The 14,549-nt window shown below is 55.0% G+C and carries 20 protein-coding genes; all 20 read right to left on the bottom strand.

Annotated elements, in window-relative coordinates:
- Positions 1–70 precede the first annotated feature (70 nt).
- The gene (locus MNODULE_RS05765; protein ID WP_168058498.1) at positions 71–427 is read right to left on the bottom strand and encodes a mercuric transporter MerT family protein; all 357 of its coding nucleotides are present in this window, start codon (positions 425–427) and stop codon (positions 71–73) included.
- Entirely contained in the window at positions 424–675 is a 252-nt protein-coding gene (merF, locus tag MNODULE_RS05760; protein WP_168058497.1) for a mercury resistance system transport protein MerF, read from the bottom strand. Before merF ends, MNODULE_RS05765 begins: the two co-directional genes overlap by 4 nt.
- The gene (locus tag MNODULE_RS05755) at positions 668–1,039 is read right to left on the bottom strand and encodes an ArsR/SmtB family transcription factor (protein ID WP_168058496.1); all 372 of its coding nucleotides are present in this window, start codon (positions 1,037–1,039) and stop codon (positions 668–670) included. The genes merF and MNODULE_RS05755 overlap by 8 nt, the downstream gene beginning before the upstream one ends.
- A 191-nt stretch (positions 1,040–1,230) precedes the next feature.
- Positions 1,231–1,374 (bottom strand): hypothetical protein, encoded by a 144-nt coding sequence (locus MNODULE_RS05750; protein WP_168058495.1) that lies wholly within the window; start codon positions 1,372–1,374, stop codon positions 1,231–1,233.
- 101 nt (positions 1,375–1,475) lie between these two features.
- Complete coding sequence (locus MNODULE_RS05745; protein ID WP_168058494.1) at positions 1,476–5,330, bottom strand: DEAD/DEAH box-containing ATP-dependent helicase; 3,855 nt, start codon at positions 5,328–5,330, stop codon at positions 1,476–1,478.
- A 173-nt stretch (positions 5,331–5,503) separates the two neighbouring features.
- Complete coding sequence (locus MNODULE_RS05740) at positions 5,504–5,929, bottom strand: PIN domain-containing protein (protein WP_168058493.1); 426 nt, start codon at positions 5,927–5,929, stop codon at positions 5,504–5,506.
- Positions 5,926–6,168 carry a type II toxin-antitoxin system Phd/YefM family antitoxin gene (locus MNODULE_RS05735; protein ID WP_168058492.1) on the bottom strand — a complete coding sequence of 81 codons (243 nt, stop codon included), beginning with the start codon at positions 6,166–6,168 and terminating at the stop codon, positions 5,926–5,928. The genes MNODULE_RS05740 and MNODULE_RS05735 overlap by 4 nt, the downstream gene beginning before the upstream one ends.
- 144 nt (positions 6,169–6,312) lie before the next feature.
- On the bottom strand, positions 6,313–7,113 hold the full coding sequence (locus MNODULE_RS05730) for a PRTRC system ThiF family protein (protein ID WP_168058491.1): 801 nt from the start codon (positions 7,111–7,113) through the stop codon (positions 6,313–6,315).
- 13 nt (positions 7,114–7,126) lie between these two features.
- Positions 7,127–7,747: a PRTRC system protein A gene (locus MNODULE_RS05725; RefSeq protein ID WP_168058490.1), complete on the bottom strand. Its 621-nt coding sequence runs from the start codon at positions 7,745–7,747 to the stop codon at positions 7,127–7,129.
- On the bottom strand, positions 7,731–8,456 hold the full coding sequence (locus MNODULE_RS05720; RefSeq protein ID WP_168058489.1) for a PRTRC system protein B: 726 nt from the start codon (positions 8,454–8,456) through the stop codon (positions 7,731–7,733). The genes MNODULE_RS05725 and MNODULE_RS05720 overlap by 17 nt, the downstream gene beginning before the upstream one ends.
- A complete protein-coding gene (locus MNODULE_RS05715; protein ID WP_168058488.1) occupies positions 8,434–9,324 on the bottom strand; it encodes a hypothetical protein in 891 nt (296 codons plus the stop codon). Before MNODULE_RS05715 ends, MNODULE_RS05720 begins: the two co-directional genes overlap by 23 nt.
- 125 nt (positions 9,325–9,449) lie before the next feature.
- Positions 9,450–9,866: a PRTRC system protein C gene (locus MNODULE_RS05710; protein WP_168058487.1), complete on the bottom strand. Its 417-nt coding sequence runs from the start codon at positions 9,864–9,866 to the stop codon at positions 9,450–9,452.
- Positions 9,867–9,877: 11 nt separating this feature from the next.
- Positions 9,878–10,360 carry a hypothetical protein gene (locus MNODULE_RS05705; RefSeq protein WP_168058486.1) on the bottom strand — a complete coding sequence of 161 codons (483 nt, stop codon included), beginning with the start codon at positions 10,358–10,360 and terminating at the stop codon, positions 9,878–9,880.
- Between the two features lie 64 nt (positions 10,361–10,424).
- Positions 10,425–10,739 (bottom strand): hypothetical protein, encoded by a 315-nt coding sequence (locus tag MNODULE_RS05700; protein ID WP_168058485.1) that lies wholly within the window; start codon positions 10,737–10,739, stop codon positions 10,425–10,427.
- Between the two features lie 146 nt (positions 10,740–10,885).
- A complete protein-coding gene (locus MNODULE_RS05695) occupies positions 10,886–11,095 on the bottom strand; it encodes a hypothetical protein (protein WP_168058484.1) in 210 nt (69 codons plus the stop codon).
- The gene (locus MNODULE_RS05690; RefSeq protein ID WP_168058483.1) at positions 11,092–11,502 is read right to left on the bottom strand and encodes a hypothetical protein; all 411 of its coding nucleotides are present in this window, start codon (positions 11,500–11,502) and stop codon (positions 11,092–11,094) included. Before MNODULE_RS05690 ends, MNODULE_RS05695 begins: the two co-directional genes overlap by 4 nt.
- Positions 11,483–11,704, bottom strand: a complete 222-nt coding sequence (locus tag MNODULE_RS05685) for a hypothetical protein (protein ID WP_168058482.1) — start codon at positions 11,702–11,704, stop codon at positions 11,483–11,485. Before MNODULE_RS05685 ends, MNODULE_RS05690 begins: the two co-directional genes overlap by 20 nt.
- On the bottom strand, positions 11,701–11,922 hold the full coding sequence (locus tag MNODULE_RS05680; RefSeq protein ID WP_168058481.1) for a hypothetical protein: 222 nt from the start codon (positions 11,920–11,922) through the stop codon (positions 11,701–11,703). Before MNODULE_RS05680 ends, MNODULE_RS05685 begins: the two co-directional genes overlap by 4 nt.
- A gap of 46 nt (positions 11,923–11,968) precedes the next feature.
- Positions 11,969–13,675: a ParB/RepB/Spo0J family partition protein gene (locus MNODULE_RS05675; RefSeq protein WP_168058480.1), complete on the bottom strand. Its 1,707-nt coding sequence runs from the start codon at positions 13,673–13,675 to the stop codon at positions 11,969–11,971.
- Positions 13,653–14,534: a hypothetical protein gene (locus MNODULE_RS05670; RefSeq protein ID WP_168058479.1), complete on the bottom strand. Its 882-nt coding sequence runs from the start codon at positions 14,532–14,534 to the stop codon at positions 13,653–13,655. Before MNODULE_RS05670 ends, MNODULE_RS05675 begins: the two co-directional genes overlap by 23 nt.
- Between the last annotated feature and the right edge of the window lie 15 nt (positions 14,535–14,549).

The raw sequence follows: 14,549 nt of genomic DNA, 5'->3' as shown, positions 1-14,549 counted from the left end.
AAACGAAAGAAAAAATAAAAAGCGTCCATCTGATCATTACAGCGATGTTTCTCTTATTGTTTGAGCCCCTTTAAGATCCGATGGCCAATAAATAAGGGGAGATCGTTAGGATCAGTGAAATAAGCGCGATCACCCACAGAATGCGCTTTGTCCTTTTAAGCCGCTCCGGAGAGCAGGCCGAGGCTCCACCACAAATAGGCTGCCTTCGGTAAACGCTGTAGAACCCCAGACCCAAAAAGGCAAAGGTTAATAGAACGAAGAGGGGCCGGTAAGGAACCATCGACGCCGCAAAACGGGCCGATCCTCCGAGAAGCCCGGTCGCCCCGGCCCCGATCCCGAGGGCGGAGAGGATCAAAGGACCGATACAGCAGACCGAGGAGAGAAAGGCAGAGAAGAGCCCGCCGATAGTGGACCATCCCTCTTTCATGGACGCCCTCCCTCCGAAAGGTTTTTTTGATCGCAGCAGGCCGCCTGCTCCTTCTTTCGAAGGACGATTCCATAGGCCAATAATCCCAGGCAGATCAAAAGGGCCGGAAGGAGCACATAATCCAGATACCCGGTGATTGCCCCGAGGCCGATGATCCCTAGCAGAATCACCAACACAGGGGTGAAGCAGCAGATCGCGGCAATGACGGCTCCGACTCCGCCGGTTTTAATGTAGGTCTCACTAGCCATGTTTTCCTCCCGATCGTTTTCCTGTGCGCCTCGACGCCCGATTCCCGACCAGGCTACAGGAAAGAATCCGCTCGGCTTGGGCAACCACCTGCTTTTCCGCCCAATCAAGGATCTGATCGATTTCAGGATCGGCAATCCGATAGATTGCCTTTCGACCCTGCTTCTCCACCGCCGCTAACCCGCAGGTCTTGAGACAGTTGAGATGATGGGAGATCAGATTCTGCGGCTTTCCTAGCATTTCATATATTTTGGTCACATGCATCGGCCCTTTCTGGTGAAGCAATTTCAAAATCTGAAGCCGGGTCGGATCGGAGAGCGCCGAGAAGAGGGCCACCTGGGCGGAGAGTAACTCATCCTGAATCATGGACAGACTCCTATATATCAATATAAATTGATTAATTGTAATATAACCTAAACTTTTAGATCCTGTCAAGCCTCGATTGAACCTGGAGTAAGCGCGGAGAGGTTCAAGCACGGTGTTGTTTTAGAATCAACATCTATATAGACGACCCTCCAGACGAAATTGATTCTCATCATCTGCATGCGCGATCGCCCCTAGAAATTTGCGTGGAAGCCACCCGGCATGCCGTGCTGGAACTTCACATATCCCTTCTCTCCGGCAGTATAGCGGTAACTGTTCAGAATCTCCTGGATCGTATCGAACTGATCGTTATCCATCTGATCGGCTTTCACTTTCAATAGATTCCTCCCTTAGATGGTTTCGGCAAATATGCCAGAAAAAAGGCAAAAAAAAGAGGCCCCCCCAACCGGAGGGACCCTTTTTCAAGAACAAAAATCTCTTATGACGCCGCCTGAAGCAGAGGAAGATAGCTCGATGCCTTGATATTCTCGCAGGCGACTGCTTCAATCTCCTCTTCCATCATCTCGATCAGCTCCGAAACCGCAATCTCCTTCCTCCCATGCAGTTTTCCAATATATCCCTCGATCGCTTCTTCGATGATCTTCCGGCAGAAGGTCTCCACCGTTTTTGCGGAAAACACGGGCTCGGTGTCGACATAGTGGAAGACCTCCTCATCAGAGAAGATAGCCGGAAAAGATCGCTGATGGGTCTGGGAGAAAAGAAAGGTATGAAGCAGAAATGCTTTCGTATTCTGAATATCCGGAAAACCCGATATGATCTGCGGCGAGATCACATCGAAGACTTTCACATTCTTCGACAACCGATCCAAATGCCGGATTGCCGACGCTCCCGGCTTCTCTCTTCTCAATACTTGCAACATCCTTTGAATCTCCTCGAGATGCTGCGGAAATAAGGGCCGAAGCCTTCCCGCCATCTGCATCCGCACTTCGGCGTTGTCGAGTCCCTCACTCATGCAGCCGTACTGGGCGTAGAACAGGTTGAATCCCTTCATGATCGACCGGGTGGTCGCTACCAAGACCCGCCCCATCTTCTCATCCAGATGATCGAACGATTCCAAGATGCGATACCGCTCCGCCTTATCCGTCTCCCCGGTCACCGAGTACATCGCCCCGGTCGTTGCCGCGATACTTTTCTGGGAGAAGCGATAGCGGCAGGAGATCAACACTGGAGATTCATGAACCTTCGCCATCTGTGAGAGCTTCCTTGCGAAATTCTCAAAGCTTGCGCTCCTCGCGATGGTCCGCCGGATGCCATCGACATCCTCCTCCCGGAGGGTCAGCTGTATCTCCTTTTTTGCAAAGATCGACCCGAGCTTCTGTAGAATCCGGTCTGCAAACCGCAAGACCAGCGGGAAATTGACCGACTCGGAGGCCTTGAAGATGATCCCGTATTCGGCCAGGGTCTGCGCCAAATCGACGTTCTCACTGCCGATATCCGAAATCACATCCGCGAGAGCAAACTGCTCGGACCCCGGCAGATCCTCCAGCACACTCTTGAGCAGATCGAGGACCTCCTTTAAAAAGATCGGGTATTTCGAGAGGATCGACGGCCGAAAATGCAGCAGGCCGTCTTCTTCCGCTGGAAGCTCTGTGACATCGCCCTCTAAAAGGGCCAGCACCTTTGCATACTCCCCAATCTCGCAAGAGAGCCCCAAGGCGTCGATCAGCATCTCCGTGATCAGGGATCGCTTTTTCTCGATCTCCTCATCGAGCTTCTCCCTCTCTCGCAGGGTCTTTCCTTCGGTCTTCCGTTCCTCCAGAAGATCGACCATCTCAAAAAAACGGACCGGAGCAAAATACTGGGCTAGGTCGTCCAGGAGCCGATGCCCCAATAGCCCCTCTTGAGAAAGACCTCGCAAAAGACGAATGAGGTCGCCCTTTTTATGCGACTCGATCGCCAAGTACGGGTAGCACTCCGTCTCCTCGACGATCTGAAACCCCTTATGAACCTTCCGACGGACCACCTCTTCTTTCTGGATCAGCGGGAAGCCCCGAACCTGCGCATAGGCCGCCACGAATTCCAAGCGCAGCTTCCGGAATTCCGCTTCCACGGCCTCTCCGACCGTCCACCAGGCGCGCTGACTGCCTCTGACCTTTCGGACCAGATTCACGAACATCATCAGATTGAGAAACTCTCTGATCTTCTCCAACACCTCGAGATTGGTAACCGCCTCCAGGAGATTCGATTTCAGCTGTTTGGCGTTGATCTGGAAATGAACTTCTTCATCGGCGTTTAACGCCCGATCGTAGGTCAAGGCAGATGCGATCTCTTTGAGCAGAGGGAGGCAGGGGATCAGGCAGTTCATCTCCCGCGATCCGGGATGGACCAGAGGCCGCTCAAGCCCGATGAGACGCTTCACTCTCTCTTCCGTCGGCTGAGTAATTCTGGTAAAGCCGACGCCGAGCTTATTCATGACGTCAAGCAGAGTCGGCTCGATACTGTGACCCTCCTTATCCTTTCCCAGCCAGGAGGGGATGTTGAAACGATGCGAGTCGTAAACCGCCATGTAATAGAGCGCAAGAACAGCACCTGCGCAGTCGGTATAGACCAGTTCCAGGACGTACTTCTCCGTATCCTCTCCTCTTTTCTCTCCGTTCTCTCCGCCTTTGTCCTGTGTGCTCTTCGCCGATTTTTCGACGAGGTTCATCATCAAGAGAATTCCGGTCCGGGAACTTCCGTGATTCAACAGTCTCAGGAGCTGGTTCAATGTGATCCTGTGCTCGGGATCGGAGCGCTCCTGTCCTGCGGCCAGATGCACCTCCATTTTCAGCGCAATCTCGGGATCGGCATGAAGAAAGGAGCCGATGTTAATCCGATTCGTCGCCAGCAGATAGAGGAAATCGCCTGTGTCATTGTTCGTGGGGGTGGCGGAGAGGCGATAGTCCACCCAGAGAACCCCTCTTCGCCGCAGATAGGCGTAAAGGCGCTCCATCGCATACGAGATTCCGCTCTCGGAGTTCTTCAAGAACGACGATTCATCGGCCACGATCATGAACTGAAACCCTCTTCGGACGAGGATCTCCAGCGGCCGAATAATCTCTTCCTCCTCCTTGAGCCCAAACTCATGGCGGCTGAGGACGACGCAATCGCCGTCCTTCACGGAAAGTGTGGGTAGCTTCTTCATTTGGATCTGATGCAGCGCGTCTTGAGGGACATCGATCTCGACCATGGAGTTGATGACATTCTGGCAGAGGTTCGCCTCGGTGAAATAGAGTGTGAGCAGTTTGATGGGCTGGCGTTGCCGCTTCTCCCATTTTTCACGAATTTGGTCGGAGAACATCTTCAGAAAGATCGGCGTGGTGTAGGTCTTGCCGGCGCCGACCTGGGCGAAGTTATTCAGCCGGAAGGGATCCTTTCTTTTCTCCGATAGGTACGCCTGAAAACTCAGATAGGCATAGTAAAGCGCTTTCTCCTGCATGGAGGTCGGCGCTCCCGATAACCCCTCTATGGTCCGCTTGATCGTCTCCCGGAAGGCAAGATAATCAGGCCGGTAAATCTCAGGGCCTACTCCATCGAGCATCTCCCTCTCGAGCTTCTTTACTTCGGCAGAGATGAAGTTGGACAGAGAGGCCCAGGAGGCGATGGAGGAAAGATACATATTGACGCACAAGGGGGCGATCTGATCGAACGTCGACAAGACCTCCGAGAGAGCGTCGCTGGTCCTGCCGTCGACCTTTAAACTTTTCAGAAATCCGACGATCCCTTTATCCTGAAGAGAATCTCCACCCAGGTGCGATCCGATCTCGTCAAAGAGCCGTCCCAACTTGCTGTTATCCAGGGTCACCGTATGGAGGTATTTGAAGAAGTTGTAATCACTCTCCAGGCGCTCGAAGTTCTCATTCTTCTTCTCTTTGTTGGAATCTTCACTCTGAGAGGCCTGCGCCCTGACTTCTTGGTAATATTGCAGTTCCAGATCCCGCAATCTCTGCATCAGCCGCTTCAGGGATGCGACCTTCTCTCCGAATCGTTCGATGAATCGCTCCCGAAACGTATTTGTGTAGGGAAGGAGGAAGAGCCCCGCTTCATGAGGAGAGGCCTCGATGTGAGAGACTTCTCTCTGCCGCCCGGGGACGAAAAAAGGGAGCCGAATCTCCGGGGCGGCCGGTATTCGGATACGCTGAATCGGATCGACCGGCTTCCAGAGATTGGATGCCTCCTCTTCCACCAATTCCTCGATCTCGTCCGGGCGATCTTCGGCTTCCTTGAGTTTTCTCTGAAACCTCTGAAGTTGTTTTATCGCCTTCTGCAATTCTTTGACTGCGCTCTCGCTCATGCATATCTCCATCATGGTCTGAAAAAGGAAGAGGCCCAGCCTCCCTCTCCGGGAAACCGGGCCTCTTCACGTTAATCTGCTTTCGTCTAAACCTTAATGCCTCAGCGTGGCGACCCTCGACTCCAGGACCGCAAGGCGCTCGCGGATCTGCGTTGCAGCGTTATGCCTTTCACTTATCTTCTTGCAAATCGTTTTACGCCCGCCTTCTTGGCCGCCTTCTGCAGATCTTCATCCAGCGTCGCCAGAGGGATCCCCTCCCGCAACGCCAGTTCAAGATAGGAGGCGTCATAAGCGGAAAGCCGGTAACGCCGGGACAACTGAAGGGTCTCCGACAGCGCATGCGAGAAAGTCGCATCATCGACTTCGATCTCCACCTCTTCAAGCATCCCGAGGAAGGTCTCGCTGCGAGCCTCGGTGACCCATCCCTTCGCTTCCGCCCGGGCGATGACATTCGCCACTTCGAGCCCCCATGTGACCGGGACAAGCGCGCTTCCCTCCCGCATCGCGTCAAGCGCTTCCGTGGCATAGGCGAGCTCCTGCGGCTTGCCGTCTCCGAAGAACCATCGCATCGAAACGGAATTGTCGATGACGAACCTCACGCCCGCCCCTCTTCGATCAGCTCCTTGATGTTCACCCCGCGCACCGGATTCTCCAGCATGAACGCCTTCATCTTTCTCACCGCCGCAGCTTTGTCTTTTGTCTTCGCCCCAGCGCTCGGCACAAGATCCGCGACGGCTTCCCCCCGACTTGTGATCGTGAAACGCTTTCCTGCCCTGACCTGCCTCAGCAACTCTGGAAGCTTCGTCTTCGCTTCGTAGGAACCAATTTCTCTTTTCATGGTTTTTCCCCGTTATTTCGTTTCATATAGACCAGTATATAGACCGGTCGTAGTTAAGTCAAGCCGCCGCGGGAATCAACCCAAACGGCCTGTCCGCTTACACATTTAATTATCTTTTAATTCTCCTCCCATGTCGATGATCACTCAGTCCGCCGCTCTCCTCTTCCTTCTGCGCAAGGTCCGATATCCGAACCGCTCCCACGCCTTCGGATCGATCGGAAGAACCGAGGTACTCCGTGGAGTGAGACTGACATACGCCGCGGAATACTCCAGAAAACCGTATCGAAAGGCCTTCCAGAGCATCTCCGCCGCTTCGATTGCGACAAACTGATTGATGAAGAGATCCTGATGCTCGATCGCCTCCGCCAGAGAGCACGAAGGCCCCTGATCCCACTCCCGCGCAGGGTCTCTGATCTCCGGGTAGAGATCGATCACCGTCGGGAGCCGCCCGATCACATCTTTTATTTTCGGCTGCTCCACCCCGCGCACGGTTCCGAAAACCACTTGTCCCTGGCTTCGGCTGTTCCCACAATCGAGCCAGTTAGAACAGGCGGTTCCCTTCCGGATGACCTCCGCGATTTCCACTCTCGCCTTGCCGGTGTCGACCGCGCTGATCACCAGGTTCGGAGAACGACCGCCCCTGGGGGAGTATCTCATCGGCGCCGCCTCCCAGGAAAACCCCGCGCACTGGTTGATCCGAGTCACCAGGACCGAAGCTTTCGGATGGCCGATGTCCGCAGCATAGAACATCTGCCGGCCGATATTGGCCTCGCTCACCAGATCCGGATCATAAACGGTGACTTTCATCCCTGGATGTCCCAGGGAGATCAGCGCGGTATTGATCTGTGCCAGCCGGACGGCGAGGGCGCTCCCTGTCCCCCCGCAGCCGACCAGATGGATCTCCACCGGCCGCAAGTTGTTGTTGAAACCGACATAATGCCGCACGGGTCTCTCCAAATCAGGTATGGATCCAAGGGACCAGCTCGTCGAAATAGTAGCCCGCAAGACAGAGCCGCAGCTTGCAATCAAGCTGAGTGAGCGGCCTTCCCCTGCCGCAGCGGCCCAAAACCAACGAGTAATGGGGGAAGCCCAGATCGGATTGATCATCGGTTGGGGAGAAGAATGCGGATCCGATTCCATGGCTGTGAAGGTCTACAACAAGTGCGGTATCGGGACCTAAATCGGGCCACGTATATCGTACCGAGACCGCCGCACGAATCAGAATCTCCGGCTCTAGAAGCTCCCAACCAACGTTTGGACCCCAGGTGATCCAGGCTGCGGTCTCACATCCCCATTCGGTCCATTCGTTGGCCAGCTCGGCGAATCGCTCGACCAATTTCCGTGGGATGGGGCCGCAGCGAAGCTCTGATGCTATCTCAACCTGTCCATAGGGTAATTTTCTTCGGCTCTTCCAGAGGGGCCGGCGGAAGTGTCCAAAGTCCCCCTCCGCTTCGATCCACAAACCGTCCTCGGCCATCAACAGCCGCGTCTCCCCTGCTTTCAAGACCGGTAACGGCTCAAACACCGGAACCATCACCGTGGGGAGACGTGTTTGAAGAATTTCATCTTTTGCATTCATCCAATCCGATCCTTTGTAGAAGCTGCCGGAGAGTTATCCCGGCTGGTTTCAAAAGGTGATATGGAAAGCGTTTTAGTTTACCCGAAAGCAGCGCTTCCCAGAGTTCCACCATCGTCCCTTTTTTCAGGAAGTGGTGATCCGGGGCATTGTTGTGGGTGAAAGCGCTTGCGTAAAACGCTTCGGCCCAGGCCTCCATATTCTGAGGCCTGCACCCATTCGGTAGCCGGCTTGACCCCAGACAGACTTCATGATGGACGTCGACGTTAAGAAAAGGGGCCATCAGAAGCGAGGTGGATTGTGTGGGCCGCATGCGGCCCTTCGTCGCGAAGACATAGAGCTTCCGGCAGAATGCCACCATCACCAGCGATGGCCATAGAACCATGCCAGACTTCAGCGACGTCTGCCGGCCGAAATAGATGGGTCTTCGAACTTCCGGCCGGAAGAAGACCAGGGGCCCTTCCACTCCCGCTCCATAGGCCAGCAAAGCGGGATCGATCCATCCGACGTTTTGGATCAGATTCGGCAGGGTTGCTTTGCAAAGAGATTCCAGGTCTTTCATCTGAACGGGCCTCCCTTCCCTCAGGAGCGGAATCCCCTTTTCAGACATCTCGATCGGATGGATCTGCCAGTAATGGATCGCTTCAGCAGGCAGGGGATCTTCTCCCGTGTAGTAGAGCAGTGCGGCGCTAAGATGAAGTGTCTGTGCCATTTTCACCCTCCTCTGGCGCTCGCCCATTGCTCGGGGCGATCGGAGGCCTCTCCAGAGAGCACGCTTTCAGATGCAGCCGAAAGCACTCTCCAAGATTTCTGAGATCCGCGAGGACCTCGGAAACCTGCTGAGCGCTCTTGATCGGAAAGACCGATTTCGATCCAAGACAATTCTCATAAAGCCCTTGCACTTCCTGTTCGAACGCTTCGACCAGCAGATCGGAGGTGGACCAGAGGATCGGTGTAAGATACTCCGGGTAGAAATTCTCGTCGTAGCGGTCCGCAGACTCCGCTTCCTCCCGGATGGGCCGGGTCCACTTCGCGCTGATCTGGCAGACCTCCTCCGCCCAGAGGCGCCATCCGTATAACCAGGAGTCTTCCGGGGAAGGGGGCGGAAACTCCGGAAAGACCGGCTTGTCTTTCCCCCGGAAGAGAAACCGGTACGCCGAGGGGATGCCGTTCTGAAGCCACATGAGTCTCTCCTGAAAATATCTCTCGTCTTCGCTCCCCTTTTCCGCTTCGTGAAGATATTCCTCATAGAGATCCTGGCACCGCTCGATCTGGTCGTCATAGGTGTAATACGACTTCACCCACGCCAGCGTCTGCAAGGCGGCCACCACCGCCTCCACCAATCGCTTGTCGGCCCGCCCGATCTCAGGGAGAACATCGCAGAAGAGCGCATTGCATTCGATCGGATGCGTGACGATCAACGCGCACGATCGCGAGGAGATCGATTTTCCGGTCTCCACCCGATGTCCGCTTTCACCGAAGCATTCCGATCGGATATCATGGCACAGCCCTGTGAGCCACGCCTCCAGTTCCACCTGAATCCGATCCGGCCGCATCGAATCGGTCCACGGACCTGGCATAATGGAGCGGCTCCGGCGAAGAGCCCGAGAGATCCACAAGCCCGCCCGGGCAAGGACGCCGGCGGAAAGGCCGCTGTCGGCGTAGTCGACCGTCGCGAACATCGGATCGAGCTTTGGAAGGGGAATTAATGGAGCAGGGGGAGAAATCGGCCGGGGAGCGGCCCCTCCTGGGGCATTCGTTCTGAATCCCGTTGTATCGTTCCCAGAAACCGCGTGAGTATGTCGTGCGGGCATGCTCCTCCTTTCTCTTCCTCAAGACCTGCTTCCGATATTTCTGCCAACTGCTCGACGGTGAGCAGGACGGAACACTGCATGTGAAGATGGGGGGGCGATGGCTCGCCCCCCTTGGTTCCGACCGCCCGGGTGATCTTGTAGACCTGGGTCGCTCCCCGGCGTTCCGGCTCCCCTACGACCGCCTGGGCCAGTTCCGGGTAGACCGCCGCGTAGAAGTCGCGCACCTGCTCCGGCGTCATCCCGGGGTCCGGATCGCTGAGCCTCAACTGGCCATATTCGAAAAACCTTTCCATTCTTTGAACTTCCATTCTCTCCTCCATTAACCGAACAGATCGAAAGCCGAAGGCTCTTTTTCAGCGCCGGTCTCCTGCTTCTCTATCGATGACGCAACCTTTTGAGGCTCCTCCGACTGTGGAAAATCCGGGTGAGTCGGATCAGACTGAGACCTCTTCTCCTCGTGGCTTGATTCTCTCTTTTGGGTCTTTTCCCTCTCAACCCCTGCGATCGCCTTGCCGACCGCCTCCCGTTTGACCGAGAAGGCGCGGTGCAGCCTCCCCTCTTCCTCGTAGTTCTGCTCGATCAGCGACATAAACCCTTCGTTGAGCTCCTCCGGGGTCGCCTTGAAGACCAGCGGCACCCGCGCCTGCTCATACAACTCCTTCTCCTTCCCGGAGAGTTCCTTCACCTCCGGATACATCGGATGGAAGAGCACAACCAGTTTTCCCCGCTCTCCCGTGGTAATGGTGAAGGTCACTTTTCCCTGGGGCGGGATGAGATTCGCGATCTTGTTAAAATCAAACATGGTGAACCTCCTCGTTTTGGCCGGAAGTATGTTTCTTCTTCCGGCTTTCTTAATTCAAAATCCCTCAGTAGTATTTGACGACTGCTTCGCCAGATCGTAAAGGAAAGACTTCAATCGCCGGATCGCCGTCTCCATCGCCGTCGGTGGTGATCAGAATCCTCGGCTTGCCGGTATCAGAATCGACGGTAAAATAGGCGTCTGCCACACACTTCCCTTTCTCATCGAAAAAGCCAACCCGAAGTTCCCGGTAGGCGTCTCCTTCGACGGCGCTCAGGACAGGTCCATCTCCGGCCGGTTCAGCGACAGCCTTATACCGGGCTGGTTTTTTGGCATAGACGATCGGATCCACAATGATCTTCGGATCATTATTTTTCATCATCTCCTCATGGTTTTGAGCTGGACGAGGCGCGACTATTCTCTCCTGGTCTTGCGAAGAGCCTTTTCCCTAATTTCTGATCGGCGGTTTCCAATAATTGATATGGCGCAACGCAAGAGAAAGATTGCCAGTGGCCTCCACCAGCTTCCTCACAACCCATTTTCGAGCGATTCCGTGGAAATGTCATCGCAGTTGATTTTCTCACACAACGCGTCGATCTCTTCGGTTTTTAACGGTTCGTCCGATTCGAAGTGATAGGGGAAGTCCTCTTTGGGTACAAAACCCCCTTCCTGTACATCCTGCTGCCAATTCCTCAGCGCCGCCAACACCGTGGCGGTTTCCCGTTTTGTCAGTTTCATATCTCTCTCTGGACACTCCTTTCCGCCTCCCACGCCTCCTCGATCGGCCGGATGACGTCGGCGACCTGGGTCCGAGTGTAATCGTGATTGTCATTGAGGCAGGTGATAAGGCCGAAAAGGCCATTTTTTTCATCGCTGCATACTGGGCATCGATACTTCTCTTCTTGCTTCGCCAAGAGGATCGGGAACCACTCCTCCAGATCCCGTGTAATTGCCTCTTCATCCAATGAAACCGAACCCGTGGAGTAATCGTGCAGTTCCAGATAGGCCCCTCCTGCGGCGCACGAGAGGATCTCGACACTCTGGTCGGTTACGGCAATGGCTAAAAACCTGTGCTTGGTCTGCTTCCCTTTGGCGTTTCGGATGGCTTCGTGAAGCCTCTGTTTTCTATTTTTTTCTTCTGTCATGAGATTCCTTTCTCGGAAGAAGAGATTCCCGGCTGACGGCCATGAGGATCTCTTTCCCGTGGAGGGTCTTCTGAGGCTTTGTGTAGACCATGGCCCCTGCGAGAATGATTTGGACGGAATCTTTCAGCGCCGGCAGGACGTCGGCGGAGAGACGATAGCCCTTCTCGCGGATGTAGGCCCGAACTTTGGATTTTTGGATCACTCCGTCTCCTCCTCGAATGCGAGCCGGTAGAACTGAGGGCTTAAGGCCTCCAGATCGCCGTAGCTTCCGGCGAGTTGGGGGCCAGTACTGTGGATTTCGTCGGAGAGTTCTGCATCTCTGTCGATGACGATGTACCGGGCGTCAATGTCGCCGGGAACATAGATGTTTTCGACGACGCCCTCCTCGATGAGGATGATGATTTTTACCGGGCCTTGCATAGTCGCTTCTCCTCTTTTATATGGGTGTCTTAATTACAGAATCGATTTATCCCTTTTGAAAAGCGGTCTCCCGCGTAAGCCAGGCCGGCATGATTGGGGCCGTAAAGCCGCAGGTGAGAAGAGAATCGATGAATTCCTTCTTCGGCCGGGCGGACAGCTTCGAGATCGATTCTCCTCTGCTTTGAAGATAGGCGGTCAGGCCGATCTCCTTCGCGGTGGCCTCGATCTCCGCTTTGGTGAGCAGTTCCAGGTAGGTCCGATCGATCTTAAAAAGAGTCTCCGGGGTGGCTCCAAGATCGGTGAAGACCATCTCCTCGATTAAAGGGAGAGAGAATTTATCGAGCGCCTTTAAGGCCATTCTCCCCGCCGCGGTCATCAACTGCTCCGCGTTCAAGGCGCGCAATTTGGGATAGAGCTTCTCCGGATTGCTTTCAAAGCCGTCGCAGGCCAGGTTGAGTTCTTTCAGAGTGGGATCCCCCGTCCAGATCCTCCCCCAGGAGGTGTCTTTCATGGCAAGGAGGATCAGCCGCAATCGATTCTCCGGGGTTTCGATGAGATGGGCGGCCAGATATTCCCGGTATCTGTTTCTCTTGAAATCCTTCACCCGCTGGGGAGCGTTTGCGGGGGTCATCTTTTTGGGAACCGGACCGGCTGTGGATACATTCTTTAAACCGGGATCTTTTGCGGTCTTGGCTCCCCCCTTTATAGAGCCGGGCTTCCTCTCTGCATTTCCTCCCCGGAACCGCGCCGCGCGCTCCTCATAGCAGGGGCGATTCGTGCAGATATTCTGCCGCAGCGGGTGGCCTTGCGTGGAGATGAAGACGACCAGAAACTTGCAACTCTGGCAGTCCCGCAGATTCTCATCGCCGAGTTCTCCCTTGTTGTGCATGACCGCCTGGGTCTGATCGATCTCAGGGGGAAGGTCGTCGATGCCGATCTTCATCTTCTCAGAGATAACCGCGCGCGGTCCCCTCTCTTCGATCTGCTTGGCCAGCGATTTCGCTTTCTCAAGCTCTTTCCCGCTCCAGCACGGATCATAGAGGCACTTCCCAAGGCCGGAGGCCTCACGGGCGAAGAGATCGGGCTGACCGGCGCTGTTATGGGGGCATTGGAGGCACTCCTTCGTGTCAAAGACGGCGTTGACCAACTGCCGGTCGTTCTGATGGTTCAGCAGATTGGAGAGTTGCACCGCGTTGAGGCCTTGCTCCTCCACCGCGGCCAGCATCGTTTTCTGCCGGTCGTCGGGAAGACAGGAGAGCAACTCGCTGACTGCGAGGCCGATCGCGCCGACTCTCACCTTCTCCCGCGCCTCCGGGATCAGATGAAGCAGCTTTATCCGCCGGCGAATATACTCTTCGCTCCGGTTGATCATCGCGGCGAGGTCCTGAATCGATTTTTGGGCCAACTGCTTCTCAAAGGCTTCCGCCTCATCGATCGGGGAGAGCTCTTCCCGCTGAAGGTTTTCGGCAAGATGGATCGCCTCCACCTCCTCCTCGCCGGCAGATCCCAGGATATGGGCAGCAATCGTCTGATATCCGATATTGACGCAGGCAAGATACCGTCGCTCCCCTGCGATCAAGCAAAACCCTCCCTCCTGCCGGGGAATTACCGTGATGGGGTTGATCAGGCCGTTTTTCCGAATGTCGTCCTGCAACTGTCCCAATGCCCTTGGATCGATAAACTGACGGCTATTCTTGTGGTCCCGATGAATCTCCGTTACAGGAATCGATTTAATCATCGTCTCTACATTCATGCGCGAACTCCTCTTTTAAAGAAGCGAATACTTCCCCCGGGTCAGGAAGACGCTTCCATCCCTTGATGCGAACCCCAAAACAGAGCGTGGGCCCTTGAAGCTCTCTGCCGGTGTAAGCCGTATATCTCTGCCAGACCGTCCCGTAAGATGTGTTCAGATGGGCAAGGCGATCCCAGTTCTCTTCGGTCGGATGATTCAGATAGGCCAAGACCTGCTCTTCCAATGTCGGAGGCGGTTTTTCTTCTTCGGGGGGAAGACCGGCCAATCGACGCGCGCGGGCCCAACCGTTCGCGATCAACACTTCCTCTTTCTTTAGGATCCCACGCGCACCAAACAGATCCGATAACAGGGAGGCCAGACTGTGATTGTTGATCTCCCTCAGATCGATAATGGCCAAGGCAGGATCCAAAGAGAGACTGGAATCGGTCTCAGCCGTATGGTCATCCAGGCTATCGATCCAATCGGCCGGATTCCCCGGATAGGCTTTTGAATACAGTTTCTTGTAATCCAAGCCGTATCGAGAGCAGATCCTCCTTGCAATCAGGTGAATCACTCCACCGGTCGTGCCGTCGCATCCCATCCCCTGCAAATAAGGACGGACGCTCCATTGCACGTATCCGGGAGAAGGGGTTTCTTTTCCCCAGATCCAAAACCAGACGGAAAATAACGTTGCGGGAGAGATCTTCCGCCATCGGGCCGCCCGATCTTTCACCTCCTGGCGGATTCTCTCAGAAAGAATCCCGCCATGGCCCGTGGCGTCCAGATACGGACGAATTCCCTTCCAGGGGCCATCGATCGGCTCTTTCAGAACAAACGTTTTCTCGGACAAGCATGCCTGAATTGTTTTTGATTTTTGCATTTCCGGTCTTTCCTT

Source organism: Candidatus Manganitrophus noduliformans (assembly GCF_012184425.1).
Lineage (GTDB): Bacteria > Nitrospirota > Nitrospiria > SBBL01 > Manganitrophaceae > Manganitrophus > Manganitrophus noduliformans.
The sequence above is the reverse complement of the archived record's forward strand: the minus strand, read 5'-3'. Positions and strand labels throughout refer to the sequence as shown.